This is a genomic window from Hamadaea sp. NPDC051192, assembly GCF_040682475.1.
Lineage (GTDB): Bacteria > Actinomycetota > Actinomycetes > Mycobacteriales > Micromonosporaceae > Hamadaea > Hamadaea flava.
On the sequence record NZ_JBFBAZ010000067.1, the window covers coordinates 1 to 18,472 of the forward strand.

General features: G+C 68.8%; 20 protein-coding genes. 12 read left to right on the forward strand and 8 right to left on the reverse strand.

From position 1 onward, the window contains the following. Positions 1-111 precede the first annotated feature (111 nt). From AB0M47_RS25455 to AB0M47_RS25475, 5 genes are all read right to left on the reverse strand, one after another. Positions 112-1,692 carry a CocE/NonD family hydrolase gene (locus AB0M47_RS25455; protein WP_363418355.1) on the reverse strand — a complete coding sequence of 527 codons (1,581 nt, stop codon included), beginning with the start codon at positions 1,690-1,692 and terminating at the stop codon, positions 112-114. Positions 1,693-1,843: 151 nt separating this feature from the next. Beyond that, a complete protein-coding gene (locus AB0M47_RS25460) occupies positions 1,844-2,734 on the reverse strand; it encodes a chlorophyllase (protein ID WP_363418357.1) in 891 nt (296 codons plus the stop codon). 1 nt (position 2,735) lies between these two features. Further along, a complete protein-coding gene (fdhD, locus tag AB0M47_RS25465) occupies positions 2,736-3,518 on the reverse strand; it encodes a formate dehydrogenase accessory sulfurtransferase FdhD (protein ID WP_363418427.1) in 783 nt (260 codons plus the stop codon). A gap of 80 nt (positions 3,519-3,598) precedes the next feature. Next, positions 3,599-5,863: an FdhF/YdeP family oxidoreductase gene (locus AB0M47_RS25470; RefSeq protein WP_363418359.1), complete on the reverse strand. Its 2,265-nt coding sequence runs from the start codon at positions 5,861-5,863 to the stop codon at positions 3,599-3,601. Positions 5,864-6,112: 249 nt separating this feature from the next. Beyond that, entirely contained in the window at positions 6,113-6,493 is a 381-nt protein-coding gene (locus tag AB0M47_RS25475; RefSeq protein ID WP_363418361.1) for a phage holin family protein, read from the reverse strand. A gap of 162 nt (positions 6,494-6,655) precedes the next feature. On the opposite strand from AB0M47_RS25475, the gene AB0M47_RS25480 reads away from it, so the two are divergent. From AB0M47_RS25480 to AB0M47_RS25495, 4 genes are all read left to right on the forward strand, one after another. Further along, the gene (locus AB0M47_RS25480) at positions 6,656-7,945 is read left to right on the forward strand and encodes an extracellular solute-binding protein (RefSeq protein WP_363418363.1); all 1,290 of its coding nucleotides are present in this window, start codon (positions 6,656-6,658) and stop codon (positions 7,943-7,945) included. A gap of 23 nt (positions 7,946-7,968) precedes the next feature. After that, positions 7,969-8,826 (forward strand): sugar ABC transporter permease, encoded by an 858-nt coding sequence (locus AB0M47_RS25485; protein WP_363418365.1) that lies wholly within the window; start codon positions 7,969-7,971, stop codon positions 8,824-8,826. Next, positions 8,823-9,641 carry a carbohydrate ABC transporter permease gene (locus AB0M47_RS25490; RefSeq protein ID WP_363418367.1) on the forward strand — a complete coding sequence of 273 codons (819 nt, stop codon included), beginning with the start codon at positions 8,823-8,825 and terminating at the stop codon, positions 9,639-9,641. Before AB0M47_RS25485 ends, AB0M47_RS25490 begins: the two co-directional genes overlap by 4 nt. A 177-nt stretch (positions 9,642-9,818) precedes the next feature. Further along, a complete protein-coding gene (locus tag AB0M47_RS25495; RefSeq protein WP_363418368.1) occupies positions 9,819-10,259 on the forward strand; it encodes a hypothetical protein in 441 nt (146 codons plus the stop codon). A 52-nt stretch (positions 10,260-10,311) separates the two neighbouring features. Here AB0M47_RS25495 and AB0M47_RS25500 read toward each other — a convergent pair whose 3' ends face one another. Then, positions 10,312-11,718, reverse strand: a complete 1,407-nt coding sequence (locus AB0M47_RS25500; RefSeq protein ID WP_363418370.1) for an MFS transporter — start codon at positions 11,716-11,718, stop codon at positions 10,312-10,314. Between the two features lie 96 nt (positions 11,719-11,814). Between AB0M47_RS25500 and AB0M47_RS25505 the strand changes: the two genes are divergently transcribed. Genes AB0M47_RS25505 through crcB form a run of 4 tightly spaced genes read left to right on the forward strand, consistent with a single transcriptional unit; the run spans position 11,815 to position 13,592 of the window. After that, positions 11,815-12,549, forward strand: a complete 735-nt coding sequence (locus AB0M47_RS25505; protein WP_363418372.1) for a TetR/AcrR family transcriptional regulator — start codon at positions 11,815-11,817, stop codon at positions 12,547-12,549. Positions 12,550-12,562: 13 nt separating this feature from the next. Next, positions 12,563-12,940, forward strand: a complete 378-nt coding sequence (locus AB0M47_RS25510) for a CrcB family protein (RefSeq protein WP_363418374.1) — start codon at positions 12,563-12,565, stop codon at positions 12,938-12,940. After that, positions 12,937-13,251, forward strand: a complete 315-nt coding sequence (locus AB0M47_RS25515; RefSeq protein ID WP_363418376.1) for a DUF190 domain-containing protein — start codon at positions 12,937-12,939, stop codon at positions 13,249-13,251. The genes AB0M47_RS25510 and AB0M47_RS25515 overlap by 4 nt, the downstream gene beginning before the upstream one ends. Next, positions 13,248-13,592, forward strand: coding sequence for a fluoride efflux transporter CrcB (gene crcB, locus AB0M47_RS25520; protein WP_363418378.1), 345 nt, complete (start codon positions 13,248-13,250; stop codon positions 13,590-13,592). Before AB0M47_RS25515 ends, crcB begins: the two co-directional genes overlap by 4 nt. Positions 13,593-13,769: 177 nt before the next feature. Here the strand turns inward: crcB and AB0M47_RS25525 are convergent, their stop codons facing one another. After that, on the reverse strand, positions 13,770-14,552 hold the full coding sequence (locus AB0M47_RS25525; protein ID WP_363418380.1) for a hypothetical protein: 783 nt from the start codon (positions 14,550-14,552) through the stop codon (positions 13,770-13,772). Continuing rightward, positions 14,549-15,124, reverse strand: coding sequence for an RNA polymerase sigma factor ShbA (gene shbA, locus AB0M47_RS25530; RefSeq protein WP_253757743.1), 576 nt, complete (start codon positions 15,122-15,124; stop codon positions 14,549-14,551). The genes AB0M47_RS25525 and shbA overlap by 4 nt, the downstream gene beginning before the upstream one ends. Before the next feature lie 133 nt (positions 15,125-15,257). Between shbA and AB0M47_RS25535 the strand changes: the two genes are divergently transcribed. The 4 genes from AB0M47_RS25535 (at position 15,258) to AB0M47_RS25550 (ending at position 18,468) form a co-directional block, all read left to right on the forward strand. Next, on the forward strand, positions 15,258-15,791 hold the full coding sequence (locus AB0M47_RS25535; protein ID WP_253763683.1) for a hypothetical protein: 534 nt from the start codon (positions 15,258-15,260) through the stop codon (positions 15,789-15,791). Positions 15,792-15,978: 187 nt separating this feature from the next. After that, on the forward strand, positions 15,979-16,920 hold the full coding sequence (locus AB0M47_RS25540; RefSeq protein WP_363418382.1) for an ABC transporter ATP-binding protein: 942 nt from the start codon (positions 15,979-15,981) through the stop codon (positions 16,918-16,920). Beyond that, positions 16,917-17,666, forward strand: coding sequence for an ABC transporter permease (locus AB0M47_RS25545; protein WP_363418384.1), 750 nt, complete (start codon positions 16,917-16,919; stop codon positions 17,664-17,666). The genes AB0M47_RS25540 and AB0M47_RS25545 overlap by 4 nt, the downstream gene beginning before the upstream one ends. Positions 17,667-17,688: 22 nt before the next feature. Continuing rightward, a complete protein-coding gene (locus AB0M47_RS25550; protein WP_275979126.1) occupies positions 17,689-18,468 on the forward strand; it encodes an ABC transporter permease in 780 nt (259 codons plus the stop codon). Positions 18,469-18,472: the final 4 nt, after the last annotated feature.

Below are 18,472 nucleotides of genomic sequence, written 5' to 3' on the forward strand. Positions count from 1 at the left end.
GTTGATCATGGAGTTAACCGTGGTCTCGACGGTGTGTCGGCACTGGAAACTCCATGATCAACGGGGCAATCCGGGGGGAGGGCGAGGGGGGAAGGGCCGGGGGGAGGGCAGTTAGCGGCGGGGGAGGTCGAGCCAGGCGGAGCCGCTGAAGGTGACGTTGGCGAGGGCCCCGTTGTCATCCAGGTAGAGCGGGTCGTGACCGTCGACGACCAGGGCGAGCTTGTGCCCCGCCGGAACGTTCCAGGCGGTGGCCGGCAGCCGGAGGTCCAGCGTCAGCGGCGAGCCCGCGCTCGCACCTCGCCAGCTGATCGGGGCGTGGGTGAGCAGCGATCCGGTCCCGAGACCGTCGACGTCATACACGTACGCGATCAAGGTCCCGTTCGTCGCCGACGGAGTGACCCGGAGGTGGACCGTGGGGATGCCCCGGATCTTCAGAGTGGAGCCGAGGCTGGACGAGATCCAGACTCCGGCGTGCGTACGGTCGACGCCGGGGAGCCAGGCGGTCGGCGGTTGCCCGGTCAGCGCGGTGAGCCCGTTGCTGATCAGCACCACGCCGCCGTCGGCGGTCGTGCCGAGGTCGGTCCAGGTGAATCGCGACCAGCCGGTCGACGGTGTGCCGCCGAGGTCGCCGGTGCCGTCCCACCAGTGCACCTCGCCGAGCCCATAGCGGGTCGTGCTCGTCGACACCGCCGACCAACTCGCGTACGACTCGGCCGCACCGCCGCCGTTGGGCCGCAGGACGATCGGCGCCTCGGTGTCGACGCCGTTCGCGGCGCCCGCGAGGTAGTGGTCGAACCAGCGCCGGGCCGAGGTCCAGACCGCGTTGTCCAGACCGGCGATCCCGGTCAGCTCCGGGATGGCGTGGTCGCCGGGGGAGAACTCCAGGCGCTTGGGCGTACTGAGCGAACCGTAGAAGTCGACGAGCTGGTTCGGCGGGAAGACGCTGTCGCCGAACGCGTTCGCCATCAGGATCGCGGGCTGGTTCGCGTTGATCCCGGCGAGGTAGGTCTTCGCCGACCGGACCCCGGCGAACGCCAGGACGCCGGGCACGTTCCGATAGTTCCAGAAGTCGCCGATGACCGTGTCGAATTCGGGGCTGGTCCGGCCGAGCAGCAGGGCCGTGCCCTGGAGCAGCGCCGGGGCCTGCTGCCGCCGGGTCTGGTCGCCGTAGAGGCTGGCGGCCAGGTCGGACCAGCCGGACAGGGCGGCCACCGCGCGGATTCGGGCGTCGTTGCCCGCCGCGATCAAGCTGATGCCTGCGCCGTAGGAGACCCCGCCCATGCCGATGTGCGCGGGGTCGGCGCTGGTGTGCGCCAGCAACCAGTCGATGACCGTGGACACGTCCCGGATGTCCTTCGGGCCGGCGGTGTCGATCTGACCGCCCGAGCTCCACCAGCCTCGGGGCGTATAGGACAGGACGGTGTACCCGGCCGACGCCATGGCCTTGGCCTGGGCGAGGTACTCCAGGTCGTTCAGGCCCCAGCTGGACGGGAAGACGACGGCGGGGTGCTTGCCGGCAGTCGTGGACTCGATGACGTTCGCCTTCAGGACGACGCCGTCCGAGGCGCTGATGTCCACAAAGGCCATCGAGGTGGTGCCGGCGTACGCGGGGGCGGCGACGGCGGTGACTCCGGTGGTGACGAGGAGCGTGAGGGCTACAACGGCTGCGCGAAGGGGGGATTGCGTCCGCATTACCGGACGGTAACTTAGGAGTGGCTCGGATCACAATACCGACGAGTAACAATCTCTCCGCGGGCGCGCTGAATCAGGGTTCTCGGTCGAATCTTGACCCAAGATTCGACCCGGAACCCTGATCCAGCGCCAAAAAGGCGCACCCAAAAAGTCAGAGGTGAGCGTCGAGACCGCGTACGCGAAGCAGCCGAGCGCGAGCGGAGGAGTCCCGATAAAGCGCCCACCGCAGGAAGTCCACAGTGGTCGAGCTGACCACGCTGAACTGTGGATCTCGTCGCGACACGTACGGCGAACTGTGCCCTTCCCCGGTGAGCCGGAGGAACGCCCGGGGCCACGAGAGCGCGTCGAACACCGCCCGATCCGTGTACGCCGGAACGACCGGATCCTTGTCGGCGTGCACGAACAGCATCGGGGCGGGCGTACCGGTGAAGGTCTGGCCGACGCCGAGGGAGTTCCCGGCGAGCACGATCCCGGCGGTGAACCGGGGGTCACGGGGCTGGGCGCTGAACACGCCGACCGTGGTGATCCCGCCCGCCGAGTGCCCGGCCGCCGCCACCGCCTTCAGGTCGAGGATCTTCCGCAGCGGATCCGAGCCGGGCAGTGCGGTCAGCCCGTCCAGGACGGCTGAGACGTCGGCGGGCTGGTTCAGCACATCCATCACGTCGACCTTGGCCGCCCCCGCCGACGTATGCGGGAACGCCGGTGCGGCGATCACGAATCCGGCTGCCGCCCAGCGTCGCAGCAGTTCGGCGTACCCGGTGGGGCTGCCGGTCAGGCCGTGCCCGAACACCACCACCGGGAAGTGCCCGGACGACTTCGGGTAGTACACCGTCGTCGGCAGTTTCCGGTCGCCGCGTTGGAACCGGAGGGTGCGGGTCGCGACGCCGAACGACTTCGCGGGCGCGTGCCCGGCGGCGGCCGGCGACGGTGCGATGGTCGTCGGCACCACCGGCGACGGTGCCACCGGCGCCTCGACCGGCGTCACCGCCGAGCATCCGGCCAGCAGCAGGATGAGAAGGGGAAGGGCAAGAACGCGGCGCACGTCAGCCCGCCGTGATCCGATGTCCGCCGGTATAGACGTTCATCGACGGCGGCCGGAGGAACCCGACGAGCGTCATCCCGGCCTCCGCCGCCAGATCCGCGGCGAGCGTGCTCGGCGCGCCCACCGCCGCCACCACGCTCACCCCCGCCATCCAGGCCTTCTGCACCAGCTCGAAGCCGGCCCGCCCGGACAACAGCAGCACCCGCCCGGCCACCGGCACCCGGCCCTCGCGCAGCTCGCGCCCGATCAGCTTGTCGACCGCGTTGTGCCGGCCCACGTCCTCGCGCGCCGCGATCAACTCGCCGTCCGCAGTGAACAAGGCCGCGGCATGAGATCCACCGGTACGCGTGAAGCCGCGTTGAGCTAGCGCGAGCCGTTCCGGCAAAGCGGCCAGCGTGGCTGGACTGACCGTGACGGCGTCCCCGGTCAGGTCGTACGCCGACCGGGTGCGAATGGCGTCGATGCTCGCCTTTCCGCATACGCCGCAGGAAGAGGTGGTGTAGAAGTTCCGTTCGGCGCCGACGTCCGGGAGCGGGACGTCCGGGGCGAGGACGACGTCGACGACGTTGTAGGTGTTCGGCGTCTCGGCGCCCGCGCAGAGCTGGGCGGTCACGACGTCTTCGGCGGTGCGGATGACGCCCTCGGTGAACAGGAAACCGAGCGCGAGATCCAGCTCGTCACCCGGCGTACGCATCGTCACGGCGAGCGGTTTGCGCGGCTGCCCGGCCGGGCCGACCCGGATCTCCAGCGGCTCCTCCCCGGCCAAGCTGTCGAGCCGGGTCACCGACTGAACTTCTGGCGGCTCGGCCCAAGAGTCTCCCCGGCGCGTACCGCCGACCGTGATGTGCGTGATCGGACGGCGTTTCACGGCTGATCACAGGGTCGGAGGCGGACGACGATCTGCTTGGAGGTCGGCGTGTTGGACTCCTTGGCCGTCGCGTCGAGCGGCACGAGGACGTTCGCCTCCGGGAAGTAGGTCGCGGCGCAGCCCCGAGCCGTCGGGTACGCCACCACGCGGAACTGCGGAGCCAGCCGCTCCCCGTCCGGCCATTCGGAGATGATGTCCACATAGGAGGCATCGGCGATCCCCAGCGCGGCGAGGTCTTCGGGGTGCACGAAGACGACCCGGCGACCCTGCTTGATCCCGCGATAACGGTCGTCGAGCCCGTAGATCGTGGTGTTGTACTGATCATGGCTGCGTACGCTCTGCAGCAGCAGTCGCCCCTCAGGGACGTCGATCGAGGCCAGCTCGGACACGGTGAACTGCGCCTTGCCGGACGCGGTGGCGAACCGGCGCTCGTCGCGCGGCGGATGCGGCAGGGTGAACCCGCCCGGCTCGGCGACCCGGGTCTCGAAGTCGTCGAAGCCGGGGACGTGCCGTTCGATGAGCGTCCGGATCTGCCGGTAGTCGGTCTTCCACTCCGGCCAGGGCAGGGCATCTCCCAAGACCTCGGCCGCCAGATCGCAGATGATCGCGACCTCCGACCGCAACTCGGGCCCGGCCGGTTCGAGCCGGCCCTGAGACGAGTGCACGCAGGACATGGAGTCCTCGACGGTGACGAACTGATCGCCGCCGGCCTGCTCGTCCCGCTCGGTACGCCCGAGGCACGGCAGGATCAGCGACATCGTCCCGGGTACGGTGTGCGACCGGTTGAGCTTGGTCGACACGTGCACGGTCAGCTCGCACGAGGCCAACGCGGCCTCCGTGACGGCGGTGTCCGGGCTCGCCGCGGCGAAGTTGCCGCCGAGCGCGAAGAACACCTTGGCCGCGCCGTCGCGCATCGCCCGGATCGCCTCGACGGTGTCGAACCCGCGCTCGACCGGCATGGTCAGACCCAGCGCGTCGCCCAGCGCCGGCACCCAGGACGGGGGCTCGTGCCAGATCCCCATCGTCCGGTCGCCTTGCACGTTCGAGTGGCCGCGGACCGGGCAGAGGCCGGCGCCCGGCCGCCCGATCATGCCCCGCACCAACTGCACGTTGACGATCTCGCGGATCGTGGCGACCGCGTCACGCCCCTGCGTCAGCCCCATCGCCCAGCAGACGATCGTCGCGTCGGACTCGGCGAAGTCCCGGGCGGCCGCCTCGATCTCGGCCCGGGTCAGGCCGGTGGCCTGTTCCGTCGCCCGCCAGTCGACATGCCGTCGAGCCTGCTCGTACGCCTCGAACCCCGCCGTGTACGCGTCGACGAAGGGCTGGTCGATCGCCGCCTCCTTCAGCAGGAGCGAGCCGATCGCCTGGAACAACGCGAGATCGCCGCCGAGCCGGATCTGCAGGAACCGGTCGGCCAACGGCGTACCCGAACCGAGCAGTCCGCGTACACGTTGGGGATTCTTGAAGCGGAGCAGGCCCGCCTCGGGCAGCGGGTTGACCGCGATGATCTTGGCTCCGGACCTCTTGGCCTTCTCCAGCGCCGTGAGCATGCGCGGATGGTTGGTGCCCGGGTTCTGGCCCACGATGACCAGGAGCTTGGCCGCGTGGATGTCGTCGAGGGTGACCGAGCCCTTGCCGATGCCGATGGTGTTGGTGAGCGCGGTGCCGGACGACTCGTGGCACATGTTCGAGCAGTCGGGCAGATTGTTCGTCCCGTACGCCCGCGCGAAGAGCTGGTAGAGGAAAGCGGCCTCGTTCGACGTCCGGCCCGAGGTGTAGAACAGCGCCTCGTTCGGCGCCCGCTCGCGGAGCTTGCTCGCGGTCAGGGCGAACGCGTCCGCCCACGAGATCGGCTCATAGTGGGTGCCGCCGGGGCGGCGGATCATGGGAGTCGTGAGTCGGCCCTGCTGGCCGAGCCAATAGTCGGTCCGGCCGGCCAGGTCGGCGATCGAGTGCTCGGCGAAGAACTCCGGCGTGACCCGGCGGAGCGTGGCCTCCTCGGCGACCGCCTTCGCCCCGTTCTCGCAGAACTCGGCGTGCGCCCGCTTCCTCGGCTCGGGCCAGGCACACCCCGGGCAGTCGAAGCCGTCCGTCTGGTTCACCTTGAGCAGCGTCAACGCCGTCCGGCGTACGCCCATCTCCGCCAGCCCGGCGGTCAGCCCATGCGTGACGCCGCCGACCCCGGCGGCCGACGACAGCGGCGCGCCGACCCGGGGATGCCGCTCGTCCGGGTCCGAGATCGGGGGCTTCTTCGCCATGCTCGCAGCCTAACCCTCGCTCTTCCCCTCCACCCCCGCCCCGCTGATCCGCGCTCCCGCCCCGCTCCCGCTCCCGCGCTCCCACGCGCTCCCGCTGTTCACGCGCTCCCGCTGTTCACGCGCTTCCGCTGTTCACGCGTTATGCGCTGGATCAGGGTTCCGTGTCGAATCTTGGGGCGTGATTCGACCTGGAACCCTGATCCAGCGCGAGAGAGAGCGCGAAAGAAAGCGCGAGAGAAGGGCGAGTCGTCAGTCGTTCTTGTTCGAGCCGAAGGCGAGGTTCACGACCCAGCTCACGACGCCGACGATGATCGCGCCCCAGAAGCCGGCCCAGAAGCCGTTGACCTCGAACGGGATGTTCATGACCCCGGCGAGCCAGCCGACCAGCAGGAAGAGCAGGGCGTTGACGACGAACGAGATGAGGCCGAGCGTCAGGATGTAGAACACGCAGCCGACCAGCTTCACGATCGGTTTGATGATCGCGTTGACCAGGCCGAAGATCAGCGCCACCAGCAGGTAGGTGCCGATCTTGCCCCAGGTGGTGGTGGCAGTGACGTCGATGCCGTCGACGATCGCCGCGGCGACCCAGAGGGCGCCGGCGGTGACGAGCAACCGGATCAGGAATCCCATATGTCCGATGTTGCCGGATAGGAACGGTCCACGGAGGAGATTCCGTTACAACTCGGCTTCATCGGTTCCCTTCAGTTCCCTGAGGTATTGACGAGCGTACGCGCGACTGGTACTTCATCTGTTAAGCAACTTGTCTAACTAACCGCTAGACGAGGGGGAACCATGCCCGAAGTGCACTACCCACGGCGTACGCTCCTCGCCGCCGCCGCGCTCCTGCCCCTCACGGCCGCCTGTGACGTCGGCGGATCGAACTCCGCCGACACCGGCGGCGAGGGCACCGGCGAAGGCAAGATCACCGCCCTGTTCATGCAGCAAGCCGGGTACTCCGAGGCGGACATCCGCGCGATGACCGCCGACTTCCAGGCGAAGTATCCGAAGATCACGGTCGAGCCCACCTTCGTGGCGTACGAGGCCCTGCACGACAAGATCGTGGCGGCCGCCCCGGCGGGGACCTACGACGTCGTGCTCATCGACGTCATCTGGCCGGCCGAGTTCGGCAGCAAGAAGATCGTCACCGACGTGACGAGCCAGTTCCCGGCGGCGTGGAAGACCGACATGCTCGGCGGCGCCCTGAAGACCGCGGAGTACCAGGGCAAGTACTACGGCGTGCCGTGGATCCTGGACTCCAAGTACCTCTTCTACAACACCGAGATCCTCGGGAAGGCCGGCGTCGACGTCGCCACCCTGTCCACCTGGGACGGCGTACTGGCGGCAGCGGCCAAGATCAAGGCGGCCAACCTGGTCAAGCATCCGCTCATCTGGAGCTGGAAGCAGGCCGAGGCGCTGATCTGTGACTACACCCAGCTCCTCGGGGCGTTCGGCGGCAAGTTCCTCGCCGACGACTTCAAGTCGATCGCGTTCGACAGCGGCGGCGGCCTCGAAGCGCTCAAGTGGATGAAGAAGACCATCGACGACGGGCTCACCAACCCGAACTCGATGGAGTCTCTGGAGGAGGACGTCCGCAAGATCTTCTCCGAGGGCTCGGCCGCGATGGCGTTGAACTGGACGTACATGTTCAACGCCGCGAACGATCCGGCTCAGTCGAAGGTCGCCGGGAAGGTCGAGGTGCTGCCGACCCCGTCAGGTGGCGGCGGCAGCCCGGGCGTCAACGGCTCGATGGCGCTCTGCGTGAGCGGTGGCAGCAAGAACCAGAAGGCGGCCTGGACCTACATCAGCTATCTGACCAGCGCGGAAGTCCAGAACAAGTACGCCAAGAGCAGCCTGCCCTGTTGGGGCAAGTCCTACGACGATCCGGCCGTGGTCTCGGTGTCCCCGAAGATGGTGGCCGCCGCGAAGAAGGAACTGGCCAGCCTCATCTCCCGACCGGAGGTGCCCCGCTACAACGAGATCAGTCAGATCCTCCAAGCCGAACTCCAGCAGGCTCTGCTCGGGAAGAAGGCGCCGGAGAAGGCCCTGTCCGACGCGGCGGCACAAGCCAAGTCGCTGCTGTGAGGCGGCAGGCTCCCCTCGCGGCGGTGTTGCTGCTGCCGGCGGCGCTGGTCGTCTTCGGGGTGGTGCTCTGGCCCGCCGGCCGGGCGCTGGTCATCTCGTTCCTCGACGTCGACAGCCCGTTCCCGGGAGCGTACCCGTTCGTCGGGCTGCGGAACTACACCGACATCCTGGGCAACCCGCGGTTCTGGGCGGCGGCGCAGCACACGCTGTACTTCACCGTCGCGTCGACCACCCTGGAGGTGGTGCTGGGCCTCGGCCTGGCCCACCTCCTCGCCGCGCCGATGCGGTTCCGCTGGCTGTTCCGGGCGATCGTGATCCTGCCCTGGGCCCTGCCGACCATCGTCAACGGCGCGATGTGGCGCTGGATCCTCAACGCGGAGTACGGCGCGCTCAACGCGCTGCTCACCCAACTGCACCTCATGGGCGACTACCGGTCGTGGCTCGGCTCCGATCCGTTCCTCGCGCTCAACATGGTCGTGGTCGCCGACGTCTGGAAGAACACCTCGCTGGTGGCCTTCTTCCTGCTCGCCGGGTTGTCCGCGATCCCGGCCGAACTCGGTGAAGCGGCGCGCATCGACGGCGCCGGTTCCTTCCGGGTCTTCTGGCGGATCACCCTGCCGTTGCTCCGCCCGACGCTGGCCGCCGTACTCGTGCTGCGGGTGATCGAGGCGTTCAAGGTCTTCGACATCGTCTACGTCATGACGGGCGGCGGCCCGGCCAGCGGCACCCAGACCATCACCTTCCTGACCTACCTGCAGGCCTTCTCGGCGCAGCGGTTCAGCTCTGGCGCCGCGCTCGCCTATCTCACGGTGATCGCCGTCCTGATGCTCGCCCTGAGCTATCTGCGACTGCTGCGGCAACAGGAGATGAGGGCGTCATGAGGCGTACCCTGGGCGCGCTGACCGCGTCCGCGCTGATCCTGGCACCGTTTCTCTGGCTGATCGTCTCCTCGATCGCGGGCCAGACCGATCTGCTGGAACGCCCGCTGCACTGGTGGCCCGAGCACGTCACGCTGTCCCGCTACCGGGAGATCTTCACCGGCCACGAGGGTGTCGCGGCTCAGTTCCGGTCCGCGATGGTCAATAGCCTCATCGTCGGCGCGGGCACCGTCGTCATCTCCGTCTCCGTCGGCATCCTCGGCGGGTACGCCTTGGCGCGGCTGACGTTTCCGTTGCGGCGTACCACCTTGCTGTCGTTCCTCGTGACCTACATGTTGCCGCCGATCGTGCTGATCATCCCGCTGTACCTGCTGATGGCCCGGTTCGGGCTGCTCGACACGAAGCTGGGCCTGATCATCGTCTACTGCTCGCTCGCGACCCCGTTCGCGTTGTGGACCATGAGCACGTTCTTCGGTTCCCTGCCGGTCGAACTGGAAGAGGCGGCCCGGGTCGACGGCTGTACGCGTCTCGGCGCGCTCGTCCGCGTGATCCTGCCGCTCGCGCGCCCCGGTGTCGTGGCCACGACGCTGTTCGTCTTCCTGCTGTGCTGGGACGAATTCCTGTACGCCCTCATCTTCACGTCCACATCGGACGCCAAGACCATTCCGGTCGCGATCGCCGAGTTCACCGGCCGCAACGCGGTCGACTTCGGGCTGATCGCCGCAGGGGGCGTACTCGCCGCGCTGCCGCCGGTGTTGCTGGCCGTCGTCCTCCAACGCCACCTGATCGCCGGCCTCACCACCGGCTCCCTCAAATAACCTCCACTGCGCCCCCACCCCACCCCCCACCCCCCCGCCCCCGCCGCGTGGCGCCGCGTTGATCATGGGGTTTACCCCCTCGCCACGCCGTCGAGACAACGGTTAACTCCATGATCAACGCGAAAAGGGTGGGGGGTGGGAGGGAACCGGGGCGGGGGTGGGAGCGTCGGAGTGCGCATGAGACGAGTCCTGGGGGTCGCCGCAGCGGGGGCGTTGGCGGCGATGCTGCTGCTCACGGGGTGTTCGAGTGCTGAGCCGGTGAGCCGGGACGCCACCATCCAGGTGTCCCGGGTGGGCGGGGCGCCGCATGTCGACGACCGGTTAGAGGTGAAGCCGGACGGCTCGTGGAGTTTCACGAACACGGCTGGGCGGCGGTTCAGCGGCACGCTTCCGGCGGATCAGCTGTCCGCGGCGTACGACTTGGTCACGAGTGACGAGTTCGCCGAGGAGATGGTGCAGCCGACGAAGGACATGATGTGCGCTGACGCGCCGGTCGTGACCGTCGTCGCCGGTGGGCGTACGTCGACGTATTTCGGGTGCTTCGAGGACAAGTGGCCGAAGACGGCTGCTCTCGTCGATGTGTTGCAGCGCAACATAACCGTGCCGAACGGGGGCTAGAACGAGACCGGCCGGTCGCTGGGGGTACACGTCCGGCCGGTCTCCAAAAATCTCACTCCTCTTCGGGCCGGGCGGTCCGGGGGAGCAGGAACACCAGGCCGAAGGCGACCACGAGCAGCCCGAGGGAGATCGTGGTGGTCGTCGTCATGGCGCCGGCGAATCCGTCGTGCACCCGGTTGAAGAACACGGTGCCGAGGACGGCGATGCCGACCGCGCCCGCGAACTGCTGGACGGCGTTCAGTACGCCCGAAGCCGACCCGACCTGGTGGTCGTCGACGCCGTTGAGCACGGTGCCGAAGATGGGACCGAGACCGAGTCCCATGCCGAGGCCGGCGACGAAGGTCGACGGGAGCAGTGCCCAGATCGAGACGGTGTCGCCACCGGCCCAGACGGTCAGGGTGAACGCGCCGAACGCGGCCAGCATGATGCCGAGTCCGATGTGGATGAGTCGGCGGCCCAGTTTTTCGACGAGCCCGTGGCCGGCGATGGCGCCGCCCGCGATGCCGAGTGCCATGGGCGCGCTGGACAGGCCGGCCTTCAGCGGGCCGAAGCCCAGGCCGAGCTGGGTGAACAAGCCGTACGCCAGCATGAAGCCGGTCAGTGCGCCGAAGAAGCCCAGGAACACGGCGAGTCCACCGGTGAACGCCCGGCGGGCGAAGAGTCCGGCCTCGATGAGTGGGGAGTCGGCCCGCCGCCGCTCGTACGCCACGAAGAGGCCGAAGAACACGACTGATCCGGCGAGGAGGCCGAAGATCCAGGCCGGCCAGCCCTGCTCGCGACCCTGGATGAGCGGGTAGATCAGCAGCGCCGAGGCGAGGGAGAGCAGCACCATGCCGCCCAGGTCCAGCCGTGGACGGGGGGAGACAGGGCTGACCGAGGGCATGAACCGCAGTGAGCCGAGCACGGCGAAGAGCACGATCGGGACGTTGATCAGGAAGATCATCCGCCAGCCGGTGCCGAACCAGTCGGCGTCGATGAGCGCGCCGGCCAAGATCGGGCCGCCGACCGCGGACAGGCCCATGACCGGGCCGAACGCGCCGAACGCCTTGCCGATCTCCGCGGGCGGGAAGACCGCCTTCAGGATGCCGAAGCCCTGCGGGATCATCATCGCGCCGAGGCCGCCCTGCAGTACGCGAGCCGTGATGAGCATCGCCGGGTCCTGAGCCGTGGCGCAGAGGGCGGAGGCGAGCCCGAAGCCGACCGCGCCGATCAGGAACATCCGCTTGCGGCCGAAGATGTCGCCGAGCCGGCCACCGGTGACCAGCATGACCGCGAACGCGAGGGTGTAGCCCGCGCCGATCCACTGGATCATGCTGTCCGATCCGCCGAGCGCCCGGTGGATGCTCGGGGCGGCGATGTTGACGACGGTGGCGTCGAGCAGGTCGACGACTTCCGCGCCGAGCACCAGCCAGAGCACCAGCCAGCGCCAGCGATAAGGCGGCGCGGCGCCGGAGGCCACGGAAGGAACGGTGTTCGTTTCCACGGAACGTTGTTCGGTAGTCATGAACAGAGTTCTACGTGACGAACGGCGTTCGTGTCAAGTACAGTGTTCGGCATGACATCAGGCGGCGTGACCCGAGCAGAGGCCGACGACATCCCGGCGCCCCCGTGGAAACGGGCGGCGAAGGCCGCGAAACCGGTTCGTCGGCAGCTCAGCCGCGATGCGATCGTGGACGCTGCGTTGCGCGTACTCGATAAGGAAGGCCTGGACGCGGTGACCATGCGTCGCGTCGGGCAGGAGTTGCACACGGGAGCCGCGTCACTTTATGTCCATGTGGAGAACAAGGAGGAACTTCACCACCTGCTGTTGGACCGGGTGATAGCCGACATTCCACTCGCTGAGCCCGATCCCACCCAGCCGCTGGAGCAGGTGAAGGAATTCGTCCGAAACTCGGTGCGCGTGATGGCCGCGCACCCGGGCGTGGCGCAGATCGCGATGTCGGGCCTGCCGAGCGGGCCGAACGCGCTGCGGATGATGGAGTACCTGCTCACCCTGCTGCGCCTGGCGGGGCTGCCGGACCAGGTGGTCGCGTGGGCCGGTGACCTGCTGGGCGACTTCATCCCCGCGATCGCCCTGGAGCAGACCTTCTTCCGCCAGGCCGGGATCACCGAGCAGTCGATGGCCGAGCGGATCGGGCAGTACCGCGACTACCTGTTGTCGCTGCCCGCGGACCGCTTCCCGACTGTGCGCTCGCTAGCCGACAACATGGTCGCCGGCAGCGGCCACGAACGCTTCGAGTTCAAACTCGATGTCATGCTCTCCGGCCTGCTCGCGGTCGCCGCCCGATGATCAAGACCGTCCGATGATCAAGACAGTGGGAGTGATCGCGCTGGGCGGGATGCTCGGCGCGCTGGCGCGGTTCGGGCTCGGCGTCGCGTTCCCGATCGCGCCGCACGCCTTTCCCTGGACGACGTTCGCCATCAACGTGGTCGGCTGCCTGCTGCTCGGCTTCATCGCCCCGCTCACCGCGGGTCTCGTGCGACCGTTCCTGGGCACGGGCATCCTCGGTGGCTTCACCACCTTCTCCACCTACATCCTCGAGATAAATCGACTTGTACGCGCAGAGCAGCTCCCGACCGCCGTCGGTTATCTCGGGGCGACCGTGATAACCGCCCTGCTGGCCGCGTATCTCGGCGGGGTGGCCGCGGACCGGGTCGCCCGTGGGAGGCTGAGGGCATGACGACGCTGCTGCGGTTGACCGTCCTGGTCGGCGAGGACGACCAGTGGCACCATCGGCCGCTCTACACCGAGATCGTGCACCGGGCCCATCAGGCCGGGCTGGCCGGCGCGAGCGTGTTCCGGGGGCTGGAGGGATTCGGGGCGTCCTCGCGTATCCACACGTCGCGGTTGCTCTCCCTGGCCGAGAACCTGCCGTGCTCGGTCGTCATCGTGGACACCGAGGACGCCGTCCGGGCCTTCGTGTCCACTCTGGATGACCTGCCGATCGGGCTGGCCATGCTCGACCCGGTCGAGGTCGTACGCCCGGCATGACCGTTCTCCTCGTGGCGCTCGGCGCGGCCTTCGGCGCTCCCTCGCGCTACCTCCTCGACCGTTTCGTCCAGGCCCGGCACGACTCCGTCTTCCCCTGGGGCACGTTCGCCGTCAACGTGATCGGCTCGTTCCTGCTCGGATCGTTCGCCGCCCTGTCGACGCAGTACTTCGCGTTGCTGGGCACGGGGTTCTGTGGCGCGCTCACCACGTACTCCACCTTCGGGTACGAGACCGTTCGGCTGGCGCGCACCGGATCCTCCCTGTACGCCCTGCTCAACGTGATCCTGAGCATCATCGCCGGGCTCCTCGCCGGCTGGGCCGGCCTAGCCCTCTTCTCCTGACCCTTCCCCTTCTCTCGCTCGCCCCCTCGCTCGCGCCCTTTCGCGCTCGCGTCCTTTCGCGCTCGCGCCCTTTCGCGCTCGCGCCCTTTCGCGCTGGATCAGGGTTCCAAGTCGAATCTTGGCGCATGATTCGACACGGAACCCTGATCCAGTCGGAACGAAACGGGCGGGAGCGGGTCAGCCGAGGATGGGGAGGGAGGGGAGGAGCGAGGGCAGCGGCGGGAGCGGGAGCAGCCCGCCCTGGCTGGGCGACGGCGACGGGGACGGCGACGAAGGAGCCGGGGTCGTCGACGGGCCCACGCCGGAGGGCCGGGGGGTGGCGCTGTGCGCGACCCCCGAAGGTGCGGTCGGCGAGGCGCCCGGATCCGGGATGGCGACGGCGGCGAGCGCTGCTCGCAGTTGCTCGATCCTGGCCGCCAGGCGTTGCCGGTCGGCGGCGTCGGTCACCTTCGGCAGCAGTGCCGCGGCCTTGTCGGTCAGGCTGCGCGCGTCGGCGAACCGGCCGTCGGCGTACGCCGTCGCGGCCTGGTCGAGGTATGCGGTGACCTGCTGAACCGCGGCACGGTCGGCGTACACGATCTTCGTGATGGGCCACAGTGGACTGCCTGGTCCCGCGTTGGCGGCGCCGGCGGTGAGCCCGCCGCCGAGGACGACGACCGCTCCGGCGATCACGGCGACCAGGCGAGCCGAGAACGGCCGCCGAGCCGACCCGGTCCGCACCGAGCCGGACGCTGACGGGGTGGCCGGACGGTGGGCGGTTACCGCTACCGGCTCCGGCTCATCGGCGGCGACGGACGACTGCCAGGAGGAGAGCATGACCGCGAGCGAGTCGTCGGCCGGCGCGGGCGATCCCGCACCCAGCAGGTCCAGCAGGGCGTCGTCGCGGGCGAGCTGGTCGGCGTCGATCGGCGTACCACCCGGGTCGGCGTCGGGGAAGTGCCCCTGGTTCCGGATCTTCATGCCGCCGGCACCTCGTTGAAGACGTCGCCGGCCAGCGTACGCAGTTTGGCCAGGGCGCGGGACTGGGCGACCCGGACGGCGACCGCGGACATGGACAGCACCGAGCCGACCTCGTCCGCGCTGAGTCCGACCGCGACCCGGAGCACGATGATCTCCCGCTGGGTGTCGTTGAGCTGGTTCAGCAGCAGCGCCAGCCGCCGGGCCTGGTCAGCCGAGACGGCCTGCTGTTCGGGCCCGGGGGTGCTGTCGGGCCGCTCCGGCACCGAGTCGACCGAGACGGTCAGCCGCCGGATCGCGCTGCGCTGGGCGTCGGCGACCTTCCGCGCGGCGATGCCGTAGACGAAGGCGGAGAACGGCGCGCCCTGCTGGCGATAGCGCGGCAGCGCCCGCAGAATCGCCACGCAGACCTCCTGGGAGATGTCGTCGGCGGTGGTGTACGCCCCGCCGATCTGGCCGAGCCGGGCGCGGCAGTAGCGGACCACCCCCGGCCGCACGTCGGTGAGCAGGGCTTCGGTCGCCGCGGGCTCGCCGCGTACGGCCCGTTCGACCAGCTCCGATTCCGACCACCCCACGGTCCGCAGGATAACCAACGTTCCAAGGAGGTAAAAGTGGTGCGGACTGCCGTACGCTGACCGCCACTCATCCCTCATGACGTGAGAGGCCCCCGTGGACACCGCAACTCTGCAGCGGCAACAGACCCTGCACATGAAGCAGCGCATCACCCTCATGGTGAACCAGTACGAAATCCACGATTCGGATGCAAGTGGCAACCCGGGCACCCTCATCGCCTTCGCCCAGCAGAAGCGGATGGCGCTGAAGGAGCAGGTCACGCTCTACACCGACAGCACGAAGCAGGCGGTGGTCGCCGGATTCAAGGCGCGCCAGGTCATCGACCTCGGGGCGACCTATGACATCACGGACAGCGCCGGTACGCCGATCGGCACCTTCCGCAAGGACTTCGCCAAGTCGCTCCTGCAGTCGACGTACCACTTCGAGCAGCCGGGGCTCGGCACGATCACCGGCACGGAGCGCAGCCTCCCGATCGCGCTGCTCCGCCGGTTCGTCGCGAGCTGGCTGCCGTACCACTTCGACTTCGTCCGCAACGGGCAGGTCGCGTTCTCGGTGAACCGCAAGTTCTCGCTGCGCGACAAGTACCTCATCACCATCAACGACCCGGAGCTGGACCGTCGCGCCGTCATCGCGATGGCCGTCGCACTCGACGCCCTCCAAGCCCGCTAACTGCCCCCCCGCAACCCGCCCCCCGCCCCCCGCTCCCCGGCGGCGTTGATCATGGAGTTTGCAGCCTCGCCACGCCGTCGAGACCACAGTTAACTCCATGATCAACGCGGTGAGCAGGGGGCTGTAACACCGCGGCCCTCCCCGGCGATAACCCTTCACCAACTGGGTGGCAGCCGGGGAGGAACGGGTGGGCGTTGAGGTCCGGGTCGAGGGGCTGACGAAGTCCTTCGGGCGTACGCCGGTGTGGTCGGACGTCACGTTGACGCTGCCCGCCGGCGAGATCTCCGTCCTGCTGGGACCGTCCGGCACCGGCAAGTCGGTCTTCCTGAAGACCTTGGTGGGCCTGCTGCGCCCGGATCGCGGCTCGATCTGGATCGGCGACCAGGATCTGCCGCAGCTGCCCGAGCGCGACCTCTACGAGGTGCGCAAGCTGTTCGGCGTGCTGTTCCAGGACGGCGCGCTGTTCGGGTCGATGAACATCTACGACAACGTCGCGTTCCCGCTGCGCGAGCACACGAAGCTCAGCGAGGCCCGCATCCGGGACATCGTCACCGAGAAACTCGACCTGATGGGCCTGACCGGGGCCGAGAAGAAACTGCCCGGCGAGATCTCGGGTGGGATGCGCAAACGGGCCGGCCTCGCCCGCGCCTTGGTCCTCGACCCCCAGATCGTGCTCTTCGACGAGCCCGATTCAGGCCTCGACCCGGTGCGGACGGCGTACCTGAATCAACTGATCATCGATCTGAATCAGCAGATCGACGCGACGTTCCTGATAGTCACCCATGACATCAACACCGCGCGGACCGTGCCGGACAACATCGGCCTGATCTACCACGGGCATCTGGCGATGTTCGGCCCGCGCGAGATGTTGTTGTCGAGTCACGAGCCCGTGGTCCGCCAGTTCCTCAACGCCCAGCGCGTCGGCCCGATCGGCATGGCCGAGGAGAAGGACGCCGACGAGCTGGCCGCTGAGGCCGCCGCCGGGGCGCAGCTGCCTCCGCTGCCGCCCATTCCGTTGCAGTTGCGCCCCTCCGACGGCGGACCCCGGCGAGCCGAACGCCCACCCGGCGAATGGTGTCACGCACACAGCGTGGTGCCGCCACTCGGCTCCTTTGTGGAGGCTCGATGAGAACGATCGGGGAGTTCCTGATCTTCTGCGGGCAGGCGCTGCGGGGCTGCTTCCGCCGCCCGCTCCAGATCCGCGAGTTCGTCCAGCAGGCGTGGTTCCTCAGCTCCGTGTCGATCGCCCCCGCGGCGCTCGTGGCCATTCCGTTCGGTGCGGTGATCGCGCTCCAGTTGGGCTCACTGGTACGCCAACTGGGCGCGCAGTCGTTCACCGGAGCGGCGTCGGTGCTGGCCGTCGTCCGGGAGGCCGGGCCGATCGTGACCGCGCTGGTGATCGCCGGGGCGGGCGGCTCGGCGATCTGCGCCGACCTGGGCGCGCGGAAGATCCGCGAGGAGCTGGACGCCATGCGGGTCCTCGGGATCGACCCCGTGCAGCGGCTGGTCGTCCCGCGGGTGCTGGCCGGCGCGCTCGTCGCGGTCCTGCTCAACGGGGTGGTCAGCGTGGTCGGGGTGGCCGGCGGCTACTTCTTCAACGTCGTCCTCCAAGGAGGTACGCCGGGGGCGTACCTCGCGAGCTTCCAAGCCCTGGGCCAGCTGCCCGACCTCGTCTCCGGCGAACTCAAGGCGCTCGTCTTCGGGGCCGTGTCGGCGCTGGTCGCGAGCTATCTGGGGATGCAGGCCAAGGGCGGCCCGAAGGGGGTCGGCGACGCGGTGAACAAATCCGTCGTGATCACCTTCATGCTCCTGTTCGCCCTGAACTTCGTCATGACGGCGATCTACTTCCAGGTCGTCCCGCAGAAGGGGGCGTGACCCGGTGTTCGGCTGGCTGGACATGCTGGGCGGTCAACTCGCCTTCTACCTGCGGGCGGCTGCGTGGACTCCGCGTACGCTGCGGCGCTATCGGCGGGAGGTGCTGCGGCTGCTCGCCGAGGTCAGCTTCGGCACCGGTGGGCTGGCCGTCGTCGGCGGCACAGTCGGCGTCATCGCCTTCCTGACCTTCTTCACCGGCACCGAGGTCGGCCTGCAGGGATATCAGGCGCTCGACCAGATCGGCAGCAGCGCGTTCACCGGGTTCATCTCGGCGTACTTCAACACGCGGGAGATCTCTCCGCTGGTCGCGGCGCTCGCCCTGTCGGCCACCGTCGGCTGTGGCTTCACCGCCCAGCTCGGCGCGATGCGGATCTCCGAGGAGGTCGACGCGCTCGAGGTCATGGCGGTGCCGTCGGTGCCGTTCCTCGTCACGACGCGGATGATCGCGGGCTTCATCGCCGTCATCCCCCTGTACGTGCTGGGCCTGCTGGCCAGCTACTTCGCGACGCGGACCATCGCGACCGGCTACTTCGGACAGTCGCCGGGCACCTACGACTACTACTTCGGGCTGTTCCTGCCACCCGAGGACGTGCTCTGGTCGTTCGGCAAGGTGCTCGTCTTCAGCGTGATCGTCGTGCTGATCCACTGCTATTACGGGTACACCGCGAGCGGCGGGCCGGCGGGCGTCGGCGTCGCCGTGGGGCGCGCTGTGCGTACGGCGATCGTGGCCGTCAACGTCGTGGACTTCTTCTTCTCGCTCGCGGTGTGGGGCGCGACGACGACCGTCCGGATCGCGGGGTGACCGT